Here is a 21794-nt window from a genome sequence, read left to right on the forward strand (position 1 = left end):
GCAATGGCTGCACACCTACAATCACCACCGCGGACACACCGCGCTGAAAGGCCAACCACCCGCCAGCCGCGTCCCCAACCTCACAGGGCAATACAGCTAGAGCCTTCTCGACGTGCACCAAGTCGTACGGCCCGGCGAAATGGGCACGGCCGGCGCGATCGACGAAGCCGCCAAAGCCAAGCAGTTCACGGTGCGCCATGTATGCCTCGACGGCCAGTTCGGTGCGAACCCTGGGTGGACGCCGGCGGGAAGTTCGTCCGGCTCGTCGACGATGTCAGACTTCAGGAATGGCACTGGGCACGCCCTTGGAACGTCCAGGGCGACCGCTCCGTCGGCGGCTACCCCTTCAAGAACCTGTGGGCCACCGACCCGCGGGCTTCCCCCAGGTCGGCTGCGTCTACACCGCTCAGGGCTTCGAGTACGACTGGAACGGCGTGATCCTCGGCCCCGACCTGGTGTGGCGTGACGGTGCCTGGGGCGCCGACAGGAGTGCCAGGAAGGACACCGTCGGCGCCTGTGCCTCGCAGAAGATGTTCTCGCATCTCGTGCGCGGCACCTACAAGGTGCTGCTCACGCGCGGGTATGCAGGCACCGTGCTTTTCTCCACGGACAAGGAGACGCGCAAGATGCTGCGCACGCTCGTGACGGGTCGGCAGCTTCCCGTCGGCTGAGGGTTTCGTGAGGGTGCAGAGGTGGTGTACGCGTCCCCTTGGCGGCAACCGTGCCTGCCCGGCGCGGAGCGGATCACCGACGAGGGTGGCTTTCCGATGAAACGGCCAACCGGGCTGGCCAGCAGCCATAAGCTGAGGTCGGCACGCAGCACGTCAAGGCAGGACGGAAAGCCATGAGCGGCCTCACCGAGGCGAACCTCAAAGCACTGGCCGGTCCCCGTTCCTTCGAGCGTGGCCTCGGCTACCTCGACGCCGTGTCCGGAGTTGAGGTCGGTGACGGCTGGGTCACCGCGAGCGTCCACGGCACGGAGCGGTACGAGGTTGAGCTGATCCTGGAAGGGCCCGGCGGGCTCGGTGGCGAGTGCGCTTGTCCGTACGGCTTGGAAGGCAACTTCTGCAAGCACCTGGTCGCCCTCGGTCTCACCTTGCTCGCCGAGCCGGAGAACAGCCTGCCGCGACAGCGGGAGGCGGCCCGGAGCCGGGCGCAGGACCTTGACGGCTGGCTGTCCGACCTGGCCAACGACGAGTTGCTCGCCCTGGTACGTGAACTGGTCGGCGAGGACCGGCAGTTGCGGCGTCACTTGGAGCTGCGGGCGGCGAGTGCCCGCGGGGACCTCGCCGCGGTCCGGGCTCGCGTCCGTGAGCTGCTCGACATCGGTCCGTTCGCGCAGTACGGGTACGTCGAGTACGCCGATGCCCGCGCCTACGCCGACCAGGCAGGGCAGGCGGTGTCCGCGATCGAGGTGCTCACCGGTTCGGGCCGGGCCGCCGACGCGATCACCCTGGCGCGGGAGGCGATGCGGTTGCTGGCCGAGGCGGTGGAGAGCGTCGACGACTCCGCCGGAGGGCTCGGGCAGGTCGGCGCGGACCTCGCCGACGCCCATCTCGACGCGTGCCGTGCGGCGCGTCCGGAGCCTGAGGAACTCGCGCGCTGGCTGGTCGGCCATGTGCTCGGCGACTTCGACAGCATCACCGACATCGATCCGCTCGACTACGAGGACGTCCTCGGCGAACGCGGGATGACAGTCCTGCGAGAGCTGGCGACCGACGCGTGGCGGGGCAACCGCACCGGCTGGGCGGAGAAGTACCTGATGGAGAGCCTGGCCAAGGCAGGAGGCGACGTCGACGCAGTGATCGCCGTGCACGCCGCCGATCTCGCACCGAACGGCCACACGCACCTGGTCATCGCCCGCGAGCTGGACACCGCCCGTCGCCCCGACGAGGCCCTGCGCTGGGCTGAACGCGGCATCAAGGACGCCCGTGACCTCGGCGCTATCGACACGGCCCTGGTGGACTACCTCTGCGACCGCTACGAGCAGGTGACCCGGCTCTCCGACGCCGTCGCCCTGCGCCGCGACCACTTCTGTGTTCGCCGCACCCTGTTCGGGTACCAGCGGCTGCGCGCTGCCGCGCGGTCCGCCCACTCCTGGCGGGCCGAGCGAGAGGGGGCGCTGGCCCTGCTACGTGCCGATGCGGCACGGCGGCGAGAGGGCTGGAACGGCGGCTTCGTCCTGGTCGACGCCCTGCTTGACGACAAGGACGTCGACGGCGCCTGGCAGGCCGCCACCGAAACCGGCGCACACGATCGGCAGTGGCTCACCCTCGCTGACCAGGCCCGTGCAGCCCGTCCCGCCGACGCGCTCGGCGTCTACCTGCGCCTGGCTGAGCCACTCACCAAGCAGACCGGCAACGCAATCTACGAGCAGCTGGTCAGCTTGCTGCTGAGCGTCCGCGACTGCCACCGGCAACTAGGCACACCGGACGAGTTCACCGCGTACGTCACCGCCTTGCGCACCGCTCAGAAACGCAAGCGGAACTTGATGTGCCTGATGGACGAACACGGTCTGTGAGCCGGGGCGGCGCCACATGGGCATGCTCGGCATCCCCATGTCGGCCGTGCACGCGATGTGCACGGCCTTCTGGCCCTTCAGCACGTCTGCACAGCTCAGAGGCATTCTTCGCGAACCGCGCACCTGTCCCCGGCGTATAGCCCGACTCGTCTGCCGCCACATGCGGCTTTGCCTCGGAAAGGGCCTCTGATCTGCACCGGAGGCCCTTTCCGATCTTTCGGGGGCTTGCCGTGTTGGGCGGCGAAAAATCCCTCGGAAGTCCCTCAGGCAGCGCTAAAAATCCCTGAAAAGACCCAGGAGCAGAGGAGCGGGCGACGCCTCTGGGCTGGTTCGGATCGATGGGACATGACGCAGTTGCTCTACCTCGCGGAGTTGCAGGATGAACGGTGGGCGGCGATCCGCTCTGTCATTGAGGACCAGGCGAGCGGATCGGTGCACGCGGATGCCGTTACCTCGGCTTTCAGGTACAGCCCGGACGAGGCGAAGGCGCTGATCAGCATCGCCGCCGCGCTGCTGACCGTGGTCGACAAGCCCGCCTGAAGTCGGTCGTCGGCTCGATCCGGGGGCCGTGAATCGTGATCCGTCGGTCATCTATGAAACTCCTTCGCTTCATCACGATCTGATTGACGGGCGGGTACGACTTCCGTGGATTGGGTGCCGTGATCGCTGGTGCGACGCCGTCGTTACCGCTGGCTCGACAGACGTATGCGATTCTCGGGCGGCCGTTGTTCGTCGAAGACTCAGGTTTCTACATCGAGGAGTTCGACGGTTGGCCGGGGCCGATGGTGAAGCAGGCTCTTGGGCCGCCGCCTCCACCTGGCTGCCGCCATACGCCGGTTACTGGTGCACCTACGTCCCCAACTGGGTCGCCGACAAGACCCGCTAGCAGCTGACGATCGATCCGAACGAGCGGACCGCGCTCGCCGAACGTCTCGCCGCCTGCCCCGACAAGCCCGTCACCCTCGCTCGCTGAACGCCGGAGCCGTGCCCATCGCCACGAGGGACAGCGACGGGCACGGCCTGGGTCGGAACAAACCGCGTGCCCCGCTGCCAGAACTGGCCGATATAGAACGCCAGTTCGTCTCAGAGCTGTCTGTCCTGAACGTTTTGAGCTGTGATGTGATCACCACAAGTGACAGACCTGTCACAGGTGTCACACGGAATCGACCAACACGGGGGAGAGATTCGTGCACCATCGAGCGAAAGCCATCCGCAAGCTGATCACTACGGCCGCGACCCTGATGCTCGCCGCCACCGGCACCATCGCCGCCTCCGCCCCCCACAGCGGAACCAGTGGAAAGGACGAGATCACCGTCGCCACCAGCGCGGCGAAGTCCGACTTCAGCGCCAACAACTTAAAGACCAAGGTGGTCATGCCGCAGGCAGGCGAACCCGCCGGCTACTGCAAGCAGCCCAACCCCATGACCACTGCGGTCAACCGCACGATGGACTGCTACCACGCGCCCATCAAGGTCAACGTTAAGAGGAACGGCCGCACCGTGGGCACCGCCTCGTTCACCGTGTGGCATGAAATCCACCTGAAGCTCAACAGCGTCAAGTGGTCCGAGAAGATCACCGTCAGCAAGGCCGCCCTCACCGGCAGCGCTGGCGGCATCAGCACCACCTTCCACCCCTCCTGCGGCTCCGGCTGCCAGGTCCACGCTGGTGGCGGCCTCGCCTCCCCGTTCACCCTGAACGGCTCCGCCCACACCGGATCGGCGGACCACACCTTCACTGTCAGCGCAGGTCACCCGCGCTCCAGCCACACCCGCTACGAGTTCGACTTCAAGAAGCCGGGCTACACCAGCGGTGAAACCGCCTACGTCGGATCCACCTACCGCTGCGACGACGAGGACCGCCAGTACGGAGCAGGCTGCGTCTACCCGACCCGTATCTCGGTCGAGAAGGACTGGACCAAACTGTCCGACATGGCAAACCTGCCCGGGATTGGCGACAACATCCGCAAGGTCCAGCACGCCGGACTCCACATCGGCTACCCCGGCTCCACGGTTCCGCTCACCCGAGCCACCAAGGCCCAGGCCAACGACAACCGTAGGGAAGTCTGCGGCCCCAGCGTCCACCCCAACCCGGGCGATATCTGGTGGACCGTCGACCCCCACGACGACGGCACCAAGCCCTCCTGCGACGAGTACCCGTTTGCCGAGACCACGCAGGGCGGCAACACTTACAACCCGCCCAACCGGTCTATCAAGTGGGTGCCGCTGAAGGAGAACCGCCAGCAGGGCGGCATCATCCGAACCTTCTACGGCCGCTACCACATCCTGCCCGGAGACAAGTTCTACGTGCAGGCTGGCGCGTAACACCGCCAACCAAACACCGGCAGGCCCCTCACGCCTCGTGGCGCGAGGGGCCTGCCCCTATGACGGAGGAAAGAAACGCCTATGACAGAGATCCTGCCGGTAGACGAGTACACCGGAATGGCCACCCTGAACCACGCCTTCTACGTCATCGGAATGGGAGAACCCGAGGGCGTCGCCCTGCCCTCCATGACCTCCCACACTCGCATCACCGCCACCGACGGCAAGAGCTGCCTCACCATCACCGCAGGATCCACCGAGTGGGAGCCGGTCAAGATCAGCTTCCTCGTCTACGACCAGGAACCCGAGGCTCTGCCGGGGGAGTGGACCCACACCGAAACCTTCACCTGCACCGCCACCGACGCCCCGGCCAGCTTCACCACCGGCACCGACCCCGACGACATGTTCCAAGACCCCATGCCGCCGGAGCACCTGTTCAACCGGCCCGGCCTCGAACCGCCCTACCATTGGAAAGGCCGCCTCCTCATCGCTGCATACGAGGTAGAGGAACACGTCCTCCAGTTCTGGCCCGCATAGAGCGTTGTTCAACCTGAATTCGCTGGTCATCGAATATTGCGTGACAGCCGTTCGGCTCTGGCAGGCGGAAGGGGAATTGTCCTGTACGGAGTTCGGGCGCCGGTGACGTGCAGCCTTGTCTTGATCTTGAGTCTGGTCATGACCGGTTCCGTGCCAGCAACGAGTGTCGAGCACGGTCCTAGGCCGCGGGGGATGGGCCCGGCTTTGCGACTCGTCGTTGAACGGGCCTGCCTCTGAAGCTCTTGTACGCCTCACGGGGCGCAGGTACTTGCGGGAGTACCGGGGGGCGAACGCCTCGCTCGCGGAGGCCGCTGACAGTGTGTGGGGATCGGATGACGACGGCGAGGTTTCTTGCACGCTCTTCACCCGGAAACCGCTTGCTCGGGCAGAGTTGAAGATGGTCGCCGACATCTGGGTCGGCACCGCCCCTTAACCCATGGCGAAGAGATCGAGCAAAGAGGGCTACCTGTATTTCGAGATGGCAGAGACCACCGAATCCTTCGCCGTCGCGGGGGCCAGGCGGTTTGGGCGTCGCGCAAACGGTCGACTTCCACTGTACGGGGGAGGAACGGGTAGCGCTTGCGCCATTCCTCCCGCACGGGTTCTTGGCCGATGGTCGGCCGGCGGCGGCCTGGGGCGGCGGGCACGTAGTGGTAGAGGCGGGCGTAGGAGGTGAGCTTGGCGGCCAGGCGTTCGGGGCCCATGGTCGCCCGGTCGACCTCGACGAAGGCCCGCACCATCGTTCCCTCGCCGCCGGCGGGTCCGTGGCTGTAGTACAGCAGTGCGTCGGGGATGACGGCCTCACCGCCCCCGATGGGGTGGTGGACCTCGGGCAGCCAGTCCAGCGGCCGGCACAACTCGCCGCGGCGGCGCGCGTCCTCCAGGAACAGCAGCGCGGTCTCGGTCACGGTCAGCGTGTGTCCGACCCGCAACCGCGCGGCGGTGGGATCGGACACCGTCTTCGGTGGCCGCCGCCCGCGCAACTCCAGCCATTCGGAGGCGATGTGCACGCCGTAGGAGGTGGGAAACCACACCCGTAGTCGTCCGGCCCGGGGCAGGGTGATGCGGTCGATCAGCCCTTCCCCGCGCAGTTTGGCCAGCCGTCGCCGGGTCTGCTCGCTACGCACTCCGGGAGCGATCACCCGGTGCATTTGCTCGGTGGTGGCCATCCGGTACTGCGTCAGCACCGCCAGTGCCAGCCGGTCACCACCGCCTGTGTCCACATCGGTCATCGTCGGCCTGCCTCTCCTGTACGGCGCGGCGCCGTCCAGCCCGGCGCCGCGCATACCGGCAAACAACAGCAGCCGGCCCCGACCGGACCATCGACCACGAAGACCGACCACGGTCACGATGCGACAAGGCGGCCCCCGACCACGCCGATATCCCCGCCGAAAGCGGTCCGTGCGCTGTCACGCCTGGCGAGGCATATCCGCAGGTCACCACGCCCTCTTTGGCGTGGTCGCCAGCCCGACATCCCCCTCAGCACACCCCGCTCGTCCCAAAGACAGAAGAAGAGACAGATGGAAGGCAGGGAACGGGCGGGCGTGTGCCGGCGGGGGATCGGGGCGCCGTCGCTCTTGTTGCGCGTCGGCGTAGCCTCCGCGCTCGTGCGCCGCAAAAACCCGGCGCACACCAGCATCGCCAGGGCCTGAGCGTTGCATTTGCAGAGCAGGCGGACGGCATGTCAGACCGGATACGCCGTGTGAATGTTGCCGTCGCGGATGACGACTTCGACGATGCTCGTCTCCCGCCCGCTGCCGTTCACGCCGACCGGGCTGCCGTAGTCGAAGCGGTGCAGATGGGTGTCCTGTCCCGCCCTGGCACGGGGATTGGGGAGGGCCGGCGTTCCGTCGATGCCTTCCCGGAGCCGTCGGCCCAGAGCGAAGTCGTCGCCGTCCCAGAGGAAATCGTCGTTGAACTCCCCGGGCAGTGAGGGCTCGGGCCCGGTGGGATCGGCGTTCTCCCGGACCCGGTCCTGGGCGCCGGGGCCGTGCTGGCTCTCGATGTGGTTCTCCTGATCGGTGTTGATTCCGTGATTGCCCTCACAGCTCACCAATCCCCAGGGATCGGTAAAGCGGAGCGGGTCGCGGACGTACGCGTGATGGTTCGGTGCGGGGGCCAGACCCAGTGGGTCGGGGCTGATGTAGCGGGCGTTCTCGGGGTCGTAGTAGCGCCGGAAGTTGTAGCGGAGGCCGGTCTCGGCGTCGTGGTACTGGCCGGGGAAGCGCAGCGGGCAGTCGACCAGGTCGTCCGGGCCGCCGAGGGGTGTGCCCCACAGGGTGGTGCGGGCCCGCCAGGCGATCCTGCCCTCCTCGTCGACCAGTTCGGTGGGGGTACCGACCAGATCGGTGACGATGGCGTAGAAGCGGCGGTCGACCTCGTCCTGATCGATCTGAAGCAGCGCGCGGTTGGTACCAGGAGCCCATTCCCAGCTTCTGGTGGGGCCGCCTACGGAGCTGCTCTGCTCGGCCAGGTGTGAGCCGTCCCAGGTGAAGACGGTCTCCTCGGCCGGGCGGCCGTCGTCGGACAGCAGGCGTTTGGCGGTACGTCGACCGAGACCGTCGTACACGTAAGCCCAGCGGCGGCCGTCCGGGGTGGTGACATGTGTAAGCCGGTCCTCACCGTCCCAGGTGTACGTCCACTCCCGTGCTCCGCCCGACAGCAGCTTGCGGGACTGTCGGACGAGGCGCCCCTGCGCGTCGTGGACGTAGGTGACGTGCCCGGCCCGGCGCACGAGCGTGCCGTCGTGGACCCGCTCCCCCTGCGGAACCTCGGGGGCTTCGGCGCGGCTGACATTGCCCGCCGCGTCGTACGCGTAACGCTCCGACCATCCGGTGGCGGAGACCGCCTCCACCCGGCCGAGCCGGTCATGGGTGAATCGGCGCGTGCCGTAGGTCTGGTCCTCGATGGCGGTCAGGCCGCCGTCCTGCCCGTACGTGTACGAACGGTGCAGCAGCGTTTCGTCGGACGGGCCGGCGTCGGGGGCGGCCTGTCCGACGACCGTCTGGCTGGTCAGGCGGTGCCCTGCATCCCACTCCTGGGACAGCACCGCCGTCTCGCCGAGTCGGCGCTCGGTCTCGTGTCCGGACGCCCCGTATCCGAAGGACAGTGAGTTGTCGGCGAGCCGAACTCGGGTGGGGCGGCTGTTCGCGTCCCATTCCCACCGGCTGACGGTGCCCGACGGAGTGCGTCGCTCCACCCGCCTGCCGAGGATGTCGTACGCCGTGTGCAGAGCGCGGCCGTTGCACTCCTCGCTGATGACACGGCCCACCGCGTCACGGGTGAGGGTGAGCGCTGTCTCAGGGGTGACGGCTCCGGTCAGACGGCCGGCGGCGTCGTGGGTGAAGGTCGTGACCGCGTCGCCGGAGTGCTGCTCGACGACGCGTCCGCACGCATCGCGCACGTAGGTGGTGGTCTCGCCCGCGCCATTGGTGCGCTCGGTCAAACGACCTGCCGCGTCGTAGGTGTAGGAGACGGTGCGACCGTTGAAGTCGGTCTCGCGTACGAGCCGGCCCGCCGGGTCGTACGTGTACGACCACTCCGCGCCCGCTGCGCTGGTCACGGAGGTGAGCCGAAGCTCGGTGTCGTAGACGAATCGCACGGTCGAGCCGTCTGCGTCGGTGCGGGCACTGAGCCGGTCGAAGTGCGTGAAGGCGTGGGTGACGCTGCGTCCGTCGGGGCCGGTGTAGCGGACTGTGTTGCCCTCGCCGTCGTAGGACCAGAGCTCGCTGTTCCCGTCGGGCATGGTCCGCTCGGCAGGGCGGCCCTCCACCGTCCAGGCAGTGCGCGTCGTAGCACCGGTGGCGTCGACTGTCTCGACAATGCGCCCGAAGGCGTCGCGGGTGACGCGGGTGGTACCGCCCAGCGGCGCGGTGCTGGAGACGGGCAGCCCCAGGGGGCCCGACTCGACGCGGTAGGTCGCTCCCAGGGCGTTGGTGACGCCGAGAAGCCCACCGGACGCGTCGTAGGCGAACGTGGTGACGGCACCGGCGGGATCCACCGTCGCGGTCGGGTGGCCCTGCTCGTCGTACGCGTAGCCACGCCTGCCGCCGGTCGGCAGAGTGATCGACAGGGGTCGGTCGAGTTCGTCGTACTCGGCAGTGGTGGCCGTGCCGTCGGGCCGGACCACCGAGGTGAGGTTGCCGCGCTCGTCGTAGGTGAAGCGGGAGGTGTTGCCGAGCGGGTCCGTCCGTGAGAGAAGCCGGTTGTACGCGTCCCACTCGGCGTACGTGGTGTGGCCGAGCGGGTCGGTCTGGGCGACGAGCTGACCGAGCTCGTTGTGCCGGTAGGTGGTGGTGTGACCCAGCGAGTCGGTGTAGCGCGTATCGCGCCTGTCCGCGTCGTAGGCGATGGAGCAGGAGAGGTATCCGTCGGCGCCTTCACCTCGTATGCAGCGGTCCTGGCCGTCGTAGGTGAAGCGGTACCAGGATCCGTTGCGGTCGGTCCACGATGTGATGCGTGCCCGGTCGTCGTAGGTGAGCCTGAGCGGAAGGCCGCTGGAGTTGTGGATCTCGGTGAGGTTTCCGTCGGTGCTGTATCTGTAGCGCAGGAGCGTCGTTCCTTCGGGCCCGTCCTCCTCGTTGCGCAGCCGCAGTCCGACGATGCGGTCGCCCTCCGTATCGATGTACAGGTGGCGGCCGCCGGAGTCGCGGACGGCGGTGGGGGAGCCGGTCTCGTCCCGGTCGAAGTCGATGCGCCGTCCGTCGCGGCCGGTCACCGCGGCCAGGGGCAGGGTGAACGCGTCGTCTGCCGCGGCGGGGCTGCCGAGCGGGGCGAAGTGGCGGGTGTGGCCCGTGGCCGGGTCTGTGATGCGGATGGGGGCGCCGGGCGCGCCGTCCCAATCCAGCGGCCAGCGCGGACCTTCCAGCGGCATGACCGAGGTGCCAGGTGTGGGGACGGGGTACAGGAGAATCATGCCGTCTTCGGTCGCGAAGACGGCGCCTTCGCTATCCAGTTCCAGGCGCTCGTCGAGCGTGGAGGCCCAGGACGGGCCGAACCACTGCCCCCACCGGTACGTCGACACATGCGTGCGCCGCAGAACGAGCGGGAGGAGTCCCGGAAGCTCGACGTCGGTCTCCTCCATGAGCATCTCGCCGGACACCATGTCGACCGGGTCGCCGTTCTTGCAGCGTGACTTGGCACGCTTGCTCGCGGCCACCGCGTCGTCGGCTCCCCGGCGCAGCCCGCCCTTCAGTGCCTTGGCCATGCCCTTGAGCCCCATCTTGCCGAGGCCCTTCATGCCCTTGGCGAGTTTGCCGAGGGATGTGATGCCCTTGCCGCCGGGTATGCAGTCCATGGCGGCGAAGGCCACGTCCCATAGGGAGGCTTGGCCTTTCGCGTATTTGTTGAGGGTGTCGGCGAGGACGACGAGGGCGGCGACGAGGACGATCGCGCCCAGGATGGGGCCGCCGATGATCATGGCGATGATGCCGACCACAGTCACGACGACCTTGCACACCGCGACAATGGTGTCCCAGTTGTCGGAGACCCAGTCGCCGACCTCCTCCCACCACTTGCGGTTGTGGATCCCCGCGTCGGACGCCTCGTCGATCTTCCGCTTGGCCTCGCCGGCCGCCTCCTCGCGCATCTTGCGGGCGTCTTCGGCCATCTTCTTCGCCGCGTCCAGGGCGTTGGAGGCGGAGGTGACATCCGACTGGGCCGAGGTCTGGGCGGACTTGGCGTGCTGGGCGTCCCGGGTGGCGGCGCGGACCTTCGACTCGTCCGGCTTCTCCTTGTCCTTGCTGCCGGTCGGGTCGTCCTTGTACTTGTCGGCTTCCTTGTTCGCTGTCGTCACCCAGGAATCGGCCGAGGAAAGACGGGACTTGGCCGAGGACAGGTCGGATTGCGCCTCACGGCCCTTGGCGAGGGCCTTGTCGGCGAGGGCCTGGGCGCGCTCCAGCTTCGGCCAGTACGCCGCCAGCGCGTCGCCCGCCATCTCATAGGACTTCTTCAACTTCTTCAGCTGCTTCGGCACACCCGAGAACTCGTCCTCGAATGCCTTCGCCGACTTCCCCGCCCACTGCAGGACCGCGTCCTCGTCCGCCATCCCCTTGATCGCCCGCAGCGCGTCCGAGACATCATCGGCGAAGTCGTGCAGGTTCTTGGCCAGATGCCGCACCCGGTCCGGATCACCTGGCGTTGGGTCCTTCTCCAGGTCCAGGACGTGCCAATCCGTCGGCCGATATGCCACGTTCGTCCCCCGTTGCACTGCTTCATTCAACGCACGTATGCCTCGGCAAAGTTACTTGATCCTCTGCTCGTAGACTTCGTGCGTGAACGACAACCGTGTGACGCCCGGCGACGACGCTTCCCGTCGGCACCTCTGGGAGCGGTCCGACCCGGCAGAGCTGAAGCAGCTGGCCGAGTCCCGCCCGGAAGAGCTGCACGAAGTGGTGGAGCAGCTGTGCCGCCGGGCGTCGGGTGAAGGGCCTGACGGAACCTCCGCGTTGCGGATCGTCGGACGGATGGCTGAGACCCTCGCCGACACGCGCTCCCGGGACTGCGCGAAGTTTGCCGTGGACATTGCGGGGCGCCTGCTGCCACTCGGGTCCGCGCAAGGGGAGGAAGCCGGTCGCCTGCGGCGCTCGGTGGCGGCGAAGCTGGTCAAGGCCCAGCAACTGCGGGACCTGGAGGCCCTGTTCGGGGAGCTGCCGGATGACGTGCAGAATTCCGCGGTGGAGGTGCGGGCCTGCCTTCTCGGAGAGCTCGCCCTGATGGGCGCGGGGCGCGGCCGGCCCGTCCTGGACGCGTACGCGGAGAGACTGCGCGAGTTGGGGCACCCGCTGGCCCGGCTGCCCAGGACGCGGCTGGACATCGAGCACCGGTTCGCGGTCCGCGTCCGGGGGCTCGGTCCCGTTAAGACCCCGGCCCAACTCCAGTCGCGCTTCCCGGAGATTCCACCCACCGATAACGGTACGGCAGCCGGACACACGGCCGGTGAAACACCCGACGCGCAGCGCGCGCGGGCGGCTGCCGAGCCCTTCACCGTCGGCGATTGGGCCCGCGAGCCCGAGGTGCGTTTCTTCACACTGCCGAGCCCGCTCGACCCGGACGACTTCGGCATCTCCTTCATCAAGCAACTGCCGCTCGACTGTCTGGCGGGCGAGGGCACACGCCGGGGCGACGCCGTCGCCTGCCGGACGATGCCCGATGACGTGCTCAACGAGCTGTTCTCGGCGGCGTACTACGGCGGAGTGAACGGCCGGGGTCAGGGAGGCGCGTACTCCCGGCTGCATGCCTGGAACAGCATGTACGCGCTGATGGGGCTGCCCGCGGACGTCCCGTTCCTGGATGCGGCAGGGCGCGCCGCCGACCACCGGTGGCTGCGGTTCATGGCGTTCACGGACTGGTTCCGTCACGACACGTCGGACGTGGCCTTCACCGTGCTCGATCCCACCCGTACACGTGTCGCGGTGTTGGCGGCGACGGACACCGACGTCGACGATTAGCACGGGTGGCCTCGGTCCCCGCCCGCGCGCTACACCGTCGTCGGCAACCACCTGGCCCAGCACCCCCGCCTCTCGGCCACGGCGATTGGCATCGGCGTCCACATCCAGTCCCTGCCGGACGGTGCCTCGGTCACCATCAAGGCGTTGACCCTGCGCGCCGCCCACCGGCGGCGCAGGAAAGCACCTCAGGAGGCCCGCCCGGTCCCGCTGCTCGGTGCCCCCTGGCCCGGTATCCCGGTCCGAGGCCGCAACGCTCAAGGCCGGGCCGACGCCTGCCGGCTGCCCATCGCCAGAGGGCTCACCCCGCATGGCCTGCGCCACTCCCTCCGCACGCACATGGAGGAGCTCGGCACGGAGCAGGTGCTGATGGACGAGCGCGTGGGCCATATCGGTGGCTCGGTCTCGGCGCGCTACGCACATGTGACCCCTGGCATGCGTGAGCGTCTCAAGGTCGGCCTGACCGAGCAGTGGGAAGCAGCGGTCGACGTCCTTCGGAGCCCGCACCCGCGCTCGCCGGTCGCTGGACTCGATCGGCTGCTACACGCTCGTGCCACGACGGCCAGTCCGAGCGGAGGAGCTGCGCATTGAGCCGACGCTCACGAGTGCGCGCTCTCAGAGGTCGACCGGCGACACGTCGTCGCCGAGCCGGGGGTGGACCCGCGTCAGCAGCCGCTCCTCCAGGACGGTCGCGTAGATGGCGGCTTGCGTGGTGGCGGGGTGGGTCGGCGGCCAGATCCCCCGGCGGAAGACGCAGCGGCGGCCACGGAAGAGCACCACCGCGGTGGCGGCGACGACCACGTTGTCCGCTGCGTCGGACGCGGTGTCGGCGGTGAGTGACTCGAACTCGCCGCCCCGTCGGTCGCAAAGATCCAAGACAGCCTGGTGGGCGGACCGCAGGAACACGTCCGTGTATTCCTGCGGCCCGCCCCAACCGGCGTGGTCGTCAGTCACCGCAGTTGTGCATCGCGCTGTCGGTCGAGGCCAGGACGACCTCACCTCCACCGGCGGGGAGGACGAGGTGGACGCCGTTGACCTTGAGGCCGGCATCGGCGCCGGTCGAGGGCAGCTGTTCGTTCACGATGAGCCGACCACCTCCGACGAGCGGGATCTGCGTATTCGGATCACCCGACACCGTAACCGGAACTCCCGCGATCTTCAGGGTGAGTGTGGTGCTGCCCGTGGCCTTGCCGCACTCGCTGCTGGAGACCGCGGTGAGCCCGGACACCTCGATGACCGGCACACCGGGCAGTCCGATGCGGGCCTGTGCCACCGTCGAGGTCGCCGTGACCTTGCCGGGGGCGAGCGTCGTGGTGACCTTGGGGCACAGCTTCTGCACCGATAGCAGCGGCGAGCTGTACTCGGCCGAGCACGGGGTGTCGGTTGCGGTCGCGTCCGCCGTACGGACGGTCCCGGTGTCGGGCTGCGGCTCGATCTCCAGGAGCGGTACGCCGATGAGCGCGACGTGCGCCGAGAGGCCGTAGGCGCGGCCCGTCGCGTACTGGAGCTTCAGCTGTGCGGAGGTCTCGGAGGCCAGGTAGCCGGCGTCACCTGCGAAGGACGCGCGCAGTGGGACGGTGGCGGAGTCGGTCAGCGGCTGGTCCACCGACGTGACGGTGCAGGTAGCGGTCCCGGTGCCGCCCGTCGTACCGGTGCATGACTGTTGGTCTTCACCGGTGCCGAGGACGAAGCGCACACTGCGCCCTGACAACGCATCTCCGTGGAAGTCGGTGAGCTTGGCGGCTAGTTGCGCCGGAGTGCCGTTGGCGAGGTGCGTCACGCCGGTGTAGTCGAGTTCGGTCGGTGAGGTCAGGCCCAGTTCGGCGGACGTGCTGGACGGGTTGTAGTCGTCGTCGCCGCCGAAGGTGACGGCTACGGGCACCGCGTTCGACGTCCCCTGCGGCTGGTCGACCGAGGCGATGGTGCAACTGGCCGTGCCCGACGCCGTGGTGGTGCCGGTACACGTCTGCTGTGTGGCTCCGGTGCCCAGTGCGAACCGCACGGCACGGCCGTCGACCGGCGTCCCGAAGACGTTGGTGAGCTTCGCCGAGAGGCGGGCCGGGGATCCGTTCACCGCGCTGTCGGTACCGGTGTAGGTCAGGGCGGTGTCCACCTTGTGGGGCTGCTCGGGACCGGGGCAGTCGGCGGCCTGGAGGCAGGGCAGGAAGTAGTAGGCGGTGATGATCCCGAACGGCCGCCGTCGCCCGAGCGCGGATCATTGTGGGTGACGTACACGACGACGAGGCTGGCGTCCGTGTTGGTGCAGATCACCCGGTTGTCCGGGGCGGGGACGCAGAAGCCCTCGGTGCCGACGGTCTCCTGGATGTCGTCGTGGTCGGGCACCACACCGTGTTCCAGGATGTGCCGCCTGCCGAAGCCGTCCACGGGAGGGTTGCACTGAGGTGTCTTGCAGTCGTTCTGTCCTTCACGCAACGGGATGTCGTTGCCCGCCGTCCCCCGGAAGGTGTCGACGACGGTCCAGTCGATCATGTTCGGATTCGGATCGCCGGGATCGGCGGATGCGGTGGCGGGCGCTACGAGCGCGCCTAACAGCGCCAGCAACACGGTGAGTACGGCGGATGACAGACGTCGGTGTGCCCGGCCGCGCGCCGGGGCACGCGTGAGTGTGCGCCGGGGGTCATGAAGAACCGGCACGGAATCCCCTCCTTGTGACCGGGCCGCCCCATGACGGTCCGGCGTCCCCGCGACATCCTGACCGCCACGGGGACACCACCTTGCCGACAAGTAAGGGACATGACAAAGGGTTGCCGCGCTACGGCGAGTCCTGTCAGCGCGGGGTCAGCCGTTACGTGCGTTTGGAGGTCGGAGATCAGGCTCCCCACCCAAGCCGTGTGTCCGATGACCGCGGGCATGGCTGAAGTCGTTCGGCCGGGACGACCTTGTCAGTCGTGCACCCTGCCCTGTCTACGAGACCGTGGTCGAGGTCCCCAAGGCCGCGATCACCGCCCCCGGCGCCGCGTCACGCCGTACAACCAACCGCACTCCCCGGTGGTCTCTTACGCGCCCGGACCAAGATCCGGCTCACCGTTCCTGGAGAAACATGCGTATTCGTACCGCCGCGGCCGCCACCGCCGGAGCCCTGGCGCTGCTCGCCTTCGCGACGCCCGCCGCCCACGCGGACACCAGCAAGGGCGACGCCGTCTTCAGCGCGATCACCTTCAGCAGGACGACCGTCAATGTCGGCGTCAGCACGGCGCAGACGCTGAGCGTCACCGCGACCGCCAAGGACGACTCCGGGATCAAGATCATGGCCGGTGACAAGCTGGTCAGCTCCGACGGCCGGATCCTCTACGCGGACTCGACGTCCTGCTCCCGGCCGACGTCGACGACCATGAAGTGCACGTTCACGTACACCCTGGACCCCGACCGCACCGACTACTACGACCTGAAGAACAGCTCGGCCGGCACCTGGTACTTCGACTCGGAGGTCGCGGCCTACGACGGCGATTATTACGACCTCGACCCCGGCACCCCCGTCAAGGTGAAGCGGTACGCCAAGCTCACGAACACCCAGGCCTCGCCCGAGCCGGTCGCCAAGGGCGGCACGCTCACCGTGAGCGGGACGCTTACCCGGGCCAACTGGGACACCAACCTCTACGCGGGCTACGGCGGCAAGTCCGTGGCCCTGCAGTTCAAGAAGTCCGGCTCCTCGACGTACTCCACGGTCAAGAACGTGACCACCGACAGCAGCGGCAAGCTGAAGACGACGGTCACCGCGAACTACGCGGGCACCTGGCGCTGGAAGTTTGCCGGTTCGAGCACGACGAGCGGCGCGACCGCGTACGGCGACAGCGTCGCTCTCAGCTAGTGCTCTGACCGCATCGGTCCGCGGGTCGCTCAGGCCGCGGTGGCGAGGGGGCGTCCGCCCCAGCGGATGCCCTACTTTCTTGCTTCGGATGCGGGCGCGTTCTTGGCGCTGGGCGGCCAGGACGTCGTGGCGGCGGGCGATGGCGTTGCACCAGCGCAGGCAGGCGTGCAGGGCCCGGGTCTGCATCGGATGGTTGGGGTGGTGAGAGTTGGCGATGGTGAACTGCCTCAAGGGTCCCAAGTGCGCCTCGATCGGGTTCGCCCACGAGTATCCCCACATGTCGCTCAGAGAGCGGTTCATGATTCTTTGAGTGGTTCTGTTGTCGCCTGATGGTGTGGATGTCGGCGGAACCTGCTGGTCCGCGGGCCGTGGTCTGTTGGGGTGGCGGGGTGCGTGAACGCAAGCCGTACCCAAGCGACTTGTCGGACGAGCAGTGGTCGTTGATCGAGCTGGTGATCACGGCGTGGAAGGACCGGCACCGTTCGGTCAGCGGTCACCAGGAGGCGGCCGCGGTGGATAGGTTGGACGGCACCTGAATGGTGCGAACGGACGGGCAGCGACCGGGTTTTGCGGACGCGGTGGCCGTCATCCTGGGGGTCTTCGAGTGACAGACGACGAGGAACTTCTGACGCGGGTACGTGAGCTTCGGCGGCGCGGCAGTGGGCCCAAGCAGATCGCCCGGGCGCTTGGCGTGCGGCCATCGGTCGCGAGTGTGCTGGTGCGGCGGGTTGCCGAGGTCGAACAGGCGGTCGATGACCCGGTGGACCGTGCCCTGGTCGGCTGCTGGCTCAGCCCAGGGTGGAGCGAAGGGCTCGGCCTCGGCGACGCTCCTCTTGCCTGGCAGCAGAGTGACCCGGTGTCCGGTACGGAGACTGCCTCGGGCGGGTTGGCCGGGGTGGTGGTCGCCCGGCGGGAGCGGGCGAGCCGGGTCACGGTCTGCGGGTTCCTGGTCGACGTGCACTGCCTCGGTGTGAAGAACGTGCACGGGCCGCAGGCGATGGGATCGGGTTCTCTCGACGCCTGGCGCCGGGATTTCTTCTCCGCGTTCGACTCACCGGGTGTCGAGGCGCCGCTGGAGTTGGCCCAGCATCTGGTGCATGGAGCCGTGGCCTTTGCCCGCGGGCTGGGCTTCGAGCCGTGTGAGGAGTTCGCCGCGGCGGCGGTGTACCTGGGCGAACCTGCCGGGCCTGTGCCGATCGAATTCGGCCGGGACGGCGTGCCGTTCTACGTCGCGGGCCCGTACGACGATGCCCGGTCCGTCGTCCGGACCCTCAATGACGCAGTCGGCGAGGGCAACTACCACTACGTGCTGCCCATGGGGTAGCGGGCCGCTCGTGCTCGGCCGAATTGTGCGTCGCCGTTCGGCGGTAGCGTGACGGGGCAAGGAGTGCTGCGGACAGGTTGGGCGGGCGGGTTCATGCGGATGCGGTTCGAAACCGAGGCCGAGGCTGAGGAGGAGTTCGAGGCGGCACGCGGCCTGCTGGTCGACCGGCTGGTCCGGTGGGCCGGGGAGCAGGGGCTGCCGGTTGACGGGTTCACGGCCGAGGCGGCGCTGGAGTACCGGCACCGGGCGACTGTTGACGGTCGGTTGGGGCTGTGGGAGCAGAGGCATGTGGAGGAACTGCTGCTCTCCTGGTTGCCGGAGCAGATCACCGAACTCCCCGGGGAGGAACGCGCCGACGCCCCGGGCACGTTGCGTACAGTGCTGCGCTATCTGCACGCGGCGCAGTTGGCGGATCCGCGCGGTCCCGCACTTCAGGATTCCCTCGCCGCGGTCGATGCGGCCGCGGAGCGGTATCCGGCGGCGATGGCGGACCGCACTCGCTGGGGGATGGCGAAGTTCTGGGCGATGACAGCCGCCGAGCAGGGCGTGGACGTGCTGGACGGGGCGGCGTTCCAGCGATTCGCGGAGCGGGCGCAGCGCGGGGAGGTCGCCTACGACGAGCAGGCCCTCGCCGCGGTCGTGGAACGGCGATTGACCGGCCGCGTGCTGGCCGGCGCGGTCCGGGCCGAGCCGCAGCTGCCCGTGAGGCTTCCCCCGGACGATGAACTGCGCGGGCAGGCTGAGGCGTCTGCGGCCACGGCGCAGCTCCGCGGGTTCGCCGAGTGGGTGGGCCGCGACGGCCGTGCGGTGACGGCGGCGGGGCGGCTGCGGATGGCCGATGCCCGCCAGCTGGTGGACGTGCTGGGCACCGGCGACAAGACCGAGGGGGTGCGCTCTTCGGCCGACCTGCCGCGGTTGGGGCTGTTGGCGGAGTGGGCGAAGAAGGCGCGGCTGGTCCGGGTGGCCAAGGGGCGGTTGTATGCGGTGGCCAAGGCCCGGCCGGTGCTGGACGACCCGCTTCAGCTGTGGCTGCGTGCCTTCGACGCGTGCTTCGAGCTGCGGCACGCCCTGATCGGACCGCGCAGCGGCTGGCATGTCGAGTCGATGCTGTTCGACGTGTACGAGGACGTGCTGGAGGACGTGCTGAACACGCTCTACAGCCTGCCGCACCCGATGCCCTGGCCGCACCTGCGCGACTCCGTGCACCTGGTCTACCGGGCCCGCTTCCAGTGGGACGGCGGGGCGGACCTCCAGCACCGGATGTGGTTCGAGCACGCCGACCGGGACTTGCGCACGGTGTTCGACGCGCTGGTTGACCTCGGCGCGATCGAACGAGACCGCGGGATGGCCGATCCGGTGTTCGTCGATGTCGACCTTTCCGGTGCCGACGGCGAGCTGCCTGCGGACATGCCGCCGGAGCTTGCGGAGCTGCTGGGCGTGGCGGGGGTGGAGGGGGACCCGGCGGCGCTGGAACGCGCCCGCCGCCGGCGGGAGGAATTGACCGCCGGGCCCGTCGAGCTCATCCGTCTCACCGAACTGGGTACGCGGGCCGTGCGGCAGCGGCTGCTGGTGGCAGGCCGGGACGCACCGCTGGTCGGTGAGCTGGCCCAGGCGTCGGCGGCCGGCCTGCTGGGGGTGCTGGCCGAGGAGTACGGCCCCGATGACGCCCGCGCGGAGCTGGCCGGCTGGATGGCGGCCCGCGGCGAGCGGGATGCCGCACTGCGGCAACTCGTCGAAGCCGTAGGGGCCATGGCCTTCCGTACGCGTGCCCAGGCGATGCTCGAGGTGCTGCTGGCGGCGTTGCCGGACGGCGAGGATGAGCGGCTGCTGCGTGCGCTGCGCGGCGATGCCCGGCTGGCACCGCTCGCGCTGAGCGCGCTGGCGCACCGTGAACTGCTCTCACCCGAGGACATGACCGATGCCGAGCATCTGCTGGTCCTCGCCGAGAGCCTGCTGCAGCTCGTGGAGCTGGCGGGCGGCCGGGAGGGCGCCGAGGAGGCGCTGCGCGCCCAGGGCCCCGAGGTCTGGGACGCGGTCGCCGTAGCGCTGGACTCCGCGCACCCGGACCGGGCCGGACTCGAAGAGCTCAGGCGACTGGCTGCCGGCGCATCGCGTACTCCCGCGGCCCGCATCGGCCGCGCCCGCAAGCGGCGGCGCGCCTCCGGCAAGGGTGGCCGCAAGCGGCACCGCTGACCGGGGCGGCGCCGCTCGGTCGCGTGGACAGTGTGGACAGTAGGGCGCAGCCGGCGGGGGCATGGAGCCGCGGAGGACGGTCGGTACCGGTGTCGTCCGTCTCCGGTGGTGCGCGTTACCGTCAGGGGCCATGGCTGAGGGCTGGGACGAGGACGGCCTGCGGGCCGTACGCGGCGCGCTCCACTCGCGTGACCTGACCCGGGTGGTCGCGCGCTGAGCGGCGCTACTGCGTTCGCAGCGCCGTGGCCGTACGGGCCTTGGCCCCCCAGCCGGACGGGAGCAGCGCACCCTGCATGGCGATCGCGATGCCGGCCAGCCCCAGCAGCACCAGCTGAGGAGCGTCGTACACATCGAGGATCGACGGCCGCAGATTGGTGCCCGCCGCGTGCCCCATCACCGGCAGTACGAAGCCGTGCAGCGCGAACCCGGCAGGCACCCCGATCAGTCCGCCGAGTACGCCGATCCCGGCCACCGAGGAGAGCACGAGGCTCACGGTCTGCCGCGGCGACATGCCGACTGCCTTGCAGATGCCCAGGTCGTGAACGCGCTCCCGGGTGTCGAGGACGACGGAGTTGAGTACACCGAGGCCGGCCACGGAGACCAGCATGAGGGTGAGCAGCACCGCGATCCCATCCAGGACGAGAATCATGTTGTCCTGTTCCGAGGGGGGTTGGCCATGACGTGGCCGCCCAGCTGCTCCAGCACCGCGGCGAGCTTCTTGGCGTACGCGGCGGGGGAGACCCCCGGCTTTCACCTCGATCTGGAAGACCTGGGGCTTGGCCCCGGCGAAGCTGGCGAGGTCCGCGTGGATCGACAGGCCGTCGTTCGAGGTGTCGAAGGCATCGCCGACGACACCGGCTGCCCCGACAGCCCCGCCGACGGCCTCGAACCCCAGCCCGGCCTCGGGCAGCTCGACGCCCTGACCGAGCGGGTACGTGCAGCCGGGACACCGGTCACCGTTGCGGTGTCACTGCCGCCGGACCCACTGCCGCCCGGGGTGGACCTCGCGGCGTACCGCGTCGCGCAGGTTCGAGCGCAGGGCGCCGGGGAGCCGTCTGGCTGGGCCTCAGGTCTCGTCCATGGTCGTGCAGTCCTCTACGGCCGACGTCGATGGGCCGTTGATGACGCGACGCTTGAAGTCCTCGTGCGCAACGGCTCCCAGCTGTCCGCGGATCTTCAGGGCAATGAAGGCGTAGAAGAGCTGCCGGTACCACTCGCAGCGGTACGTCCTACCGGTAGCCGACCTGGTGGCAGCGCTGGGCGGCGCCTTCCCGGCCGAGGTCGGGGTGCTTCCAGCCCGATAAGTAGGCGAGCTCTGCCACTGCGTCGAAGGCCGCGCAGCGGTCGCCGCACGCGTGCGCCTGATGTCGGAGAACCTGGCGATGGGGGAAAGGTCCCGCGAAAACCGTGGATAGGTCGCCATGAACCTTCAGGGTGGTGGATCCCTGAGGCGGCGAATTGGCACCGGAATGGCGCCTGAATGGCAACAATTTACTCCAGAATGGTCACAAGATTCCGTCAACTGGACGAGGGGACAAATGAATTCACGTAATCCTCCGCGAAACCGGCGATACGGTGCGGTCGGGTCGGGAACGAACAAAGGCTCCCGACGGCCGTCGACGACGGT

Annotated in this window: 16 protein-coding genes and 3 pseudogenes; 11 read left to right on the forward strand and 8 right to left on the reverse strand. The window is 68.8% G+C overall.

Annotated features, from left to right (window positions below):
* Positions 1–199 (reverse strand): hypothetical protein (locus ACIBK0_RS48040; protein WP_399095659.1); only part of this gene is annotated, 199 nt, incomplete at its 3' end.
* A 157-nt stretch (positions 200–356) separates the two neighbouring features.
* On the opposite strand from ACIBK0_RS48040, the gene ACIBK0_RS48045 reads away from it, so the two are divergent.
* The 5 genes from ACIBK0_RS48045 (at position 357) to ACIBK0_RS48065 (ending at position 5376) form a co-directional block, all read left to right on the forward strand.
* On the forward strand, positions 357–671 hold the full coding sequence (locus ACIBK0_RS48045) for a DNA/RNA helicase domain-containing protein (protein WP_399095600.1): 315 nt from the start codon (positions 357–359) through the stop codon (positions 669–671).
* Between the two features lie 173 nt (positions 672–844).
* Positions 845–2521 carry an SWIM zinc finger domain-containing protein gene (locus tag ACIBK0_RS48050; protein WP_399095603.1) on the forward strand — a complete coding sequence of 559 codons (1677 nt, stop codon included), beginning with the start codon at positions 845–847 and terminating at the stop codon, positions 2519–2521.
* Positions 2522–2866: 345 nt separating this feature from the next.
* Positions 2867–3061 (forward strand): hypothetical protein, encoded by a 195-nt coding sequence (locus ACIBK0_RS48055; protein WP_399095606.1) that lies wholly within the window; start codon positions 2867–2869, stop codon positions 3059–3061.
* Positions 3062–3708: 647 nt separating this feature from the next.
* Positions 3709–4842, forward strand: coding sequence for a NucA/NucB deoxyribonuclease domain-containing protein (locus ACIBK0_RS48060; protein ID WP_399095609.1), 1134 nt, complete (start codon positions 3709–3711; stop codon positions 4840–4842).
* Between the two features lie 81 nt (positions 4843–4923).
* Complete coding sequence (locus ACIBK0_RS48065) at positions 4924–5376, forward strand: hypothetical protein (protein ID WP_399095612.1); 453 nt, start codon at positions 4924–4926, stop codon at positions 5374–5376.
* Positions 5377–5738: 362 nt separating this feature from the next.
* Here ACIBK0_RS48065 and ACIBK0_RS48070 read toward each other — a convergent pair whose 3' ends face one another.
* On the reverse strand, positions 5739–6608 hold the full coding sequence (locus ACIBK0_RS48070; RefSeq protein ID WP_399095615.1) for a replication-relaxation family protein: 870 nt from the start codon (positions 6606–6608) through the stop codon (positions 5739–5741).
* A gap of 452 nt (positions 6609–7060) precedes the next feature.
* A complete protein-coding gene (locus ACIBK0_RS48075; RefSeq protein ID WP_399095618.1) occupies positions 7061–11566 on the reverse strand; it encodes a DUF6531 domain-containing protein in 4506 nt (1501 codons plus the stop codon).
* An 82-nt stretch (positions 11567–11648) separates the two neighbouring features.
* Here ACIBK0_RS48075 and ACIBK0_RS48080 point away from each other — a divergent pair, with 82 nt between their 5' ends.
* Positions 11649–12824 carry a DUF6183 family protein gene (locus ACIBK0_RS48080; protein WP_399095621.1) on the forward strand — a complete coding sequence of 392 codons (1176 nt, stop codon included), beginning with the start codon at positions 11649–11651 and terminating at the stop codon, positions 12822–12824.
* 174 nt (positions 12825–12998) lie between these two features.
* Positions 12999–13412 (forward strand): annotated as a pseudogene (locus tag ACIBK0_RS48085) (LacI family transcriptional regulator); the annotation flags it as partial.
* Positions 13413–13436: 24 nt separating this feature from the next.
* Here ACIBK0_RS48085 and ACIBK0_RS48090 read toward each other — a convergent pair.
* The 3 genes from ACIBK0_RS48090 to ACIBK0_RS48100 are packed head-to-tail and all read right to left on the reverse strand — an operon-like array spanning position 13437 to position 15476.
* Positions 13437–13775, reverse strand: a complete 339-nt coding sequence (locus ACIBK0_RS48090) for a hypothetical protein (protein ID WP_399095624.1) — start codon at positions 13773–13775, stop codon at positions 13437–13439.
* On the reverse strand, positions 13768–14934 hold the full coding sequence (locus ACIBK0_RS48095; protein ID WP_399095627.1) for a choice-of-anchor P family protein: 1167 nt from the start codon (positions 14932–14934) through the stop codon (positions 13768–13770). The genes ACIBK0_RS48090 and ACIBK0_RS48095 overlap by 8 nt, the downstream gene beginning before the upstream one ends.
* Positions 14919–15476 (reverse strand): hypothetical protein, encoded by a 558-nt coding sequence (locus tag ACIBK0_RS48100; protein ID WP_399095629.1) that lies wholly within the window; start codon positions 15474–15476, stop codon positions 14919–14921. Before ACIBK0_RS48100 ends, ACIBK0_RS48095 begins: the two co-directional genes overlap by 16 nt.
* A 406-nt stretch (positions 15477–15882) precedes the next feature.
* Here ACIBK0_RS48100 and ACIBK0_RS48105 point away from each other — a divergent pair, with 406 nt between their 5' ends.
* Complete coding sequence (locus tag ACIBK0_RS48105; RefSeq protein WP_399095632.1) at positions 15883–16650, forward strand: calcium-binding protein; 768 nt, start codon at positions 15883–15885, stop codon at positions 16648–16650.
* Positions 16651–16679: 29 nt separating this feature from the next.
* Here ACIBK0_RS48105 and ACIBK0_RS48110 read toward each other — a convergent pair.
* A pseudogene (locus ACIBK0_RS48110) lies at positions 16680–16917 on the reverse strand (IS630 family transposase); the annotation flags it as partial.
* A 122-nt stretch (positions 16918–17039) separates the two neighbouring features.
* Here ACIBK0_RS48110 and ACIBK0_RS48115 point away from each other — a divergent pair.
* From ACIBK0_RS48115 to ACIBK0_RS48125, 3 genes and pseudogenes are all read left to right on the forward strand, one after another.
* Positions 17040–17156: pseudogene (locus ACIBK0_RS48115) on the forward strand (transposase); the annotation flags it as partial.
* A gap of 98 nt (positions 17157–17254) precedes the next feature.
* Complete coding sequence (locus ACIBK0_RS48120) at positions 17255–17974, forward strand: hypothetical protein (protein ID WP_399095635.1); 720 nt, start codon at positions 17255–17257, stop codon at positions 17972–17974.
* A 99-nt stretch (positions 17975–18073) separates the two neighbouring features.
* Complete coding sequence (locus ACIBK0_RS48125; protein ID WP_399095638.1) at positions 18074–20167, forward strand: hypothetical protein; 2094 nt, start codon at positions 18074–18076, stop codon at positions 20165–20167.
* A gap of 223 nt (positions 20168–20390) precedes the next feature.
* On the opposite strand, the gene ACIBK0_RS48130 is transcribed toward ACIBK0_RS48125, so the two are convergent.
* Complete coding sequence (locus tag ACIBK0_RS48130; RefSeq protein WP_399095641.1) at positions 20391–20816, reverse strand: FtsX-like permease family protein; 426 nt, start codon at positions 20814–20816, stop codon at positions 20391–20393.
* Positions 20817–21794: the final 978 nt, after the last annotated feature.

This window comes from Streptomyces sp. NPDC050564, assembly GCF_044457265.1.
In the GTDB taxonomy this organism is placed as follows: domain Bacteria; phylum Actinomycetota; class Actinomycetes; order Streptomycetales; family Streptomycetaceae; genus Streptomyces.

Excerpts from the sequence above, each read along its gene's own strand:
- ACIBK0_RS48050 (WP_399095603.1), top strand. The coding sequence starts at position 845 with ATGAGCGGCCTCACCGAGGCGAACCTCAAAGCACTGGCCGGTCCCCGT.
- ACIBK0_RS48055 (WP_399095606.1), top strand. The coding sequence starts at position 2,867 with ATGACGCAGTTGCTCTACCTCGCGGAGTTGCAGGATGAACGGTGGGCG.
- ACIBK0_RS48065 (WP_399095612.1), top strand. The coding sequence starts at position 4,924 with ATGACAGAGATCCTGCCGGTAGACGAGTACACCGGAATGGCCACCCTG.
- ACIBK0_RS48070 (WP_399095615.1), bottom strand. The coding sequence starts at position 6,608 with ATGACCGATGTGGACACAGGCGGTGGTGACCGGCTGGCACTGGCGGTG.
- ACIBK0_RS48105 (WP_399095632.1), top strand. The coding sequence starts at position 15,883 with ATGCGTATTCGTACCGCCGCGGCCGCCACCGCCGGAGCCCTGGCGCTG.
- ACIBK0_RS48125 (WP_399095638.1), top strand. The coding sequence starts at position 18,074 with ATGCGGTTCGAAACCGAGGCCGAGGCTGAGGAGGAGTTCGAGGCGGCA.
- ACIBK0_RS48130 (WP_399095641.1), bottom strand. The coding sequence starts at position 20,816 with ATGATTCTCGTCCTGGATGGGATCGCGGTGCTGCTCACCCTCATGCTG.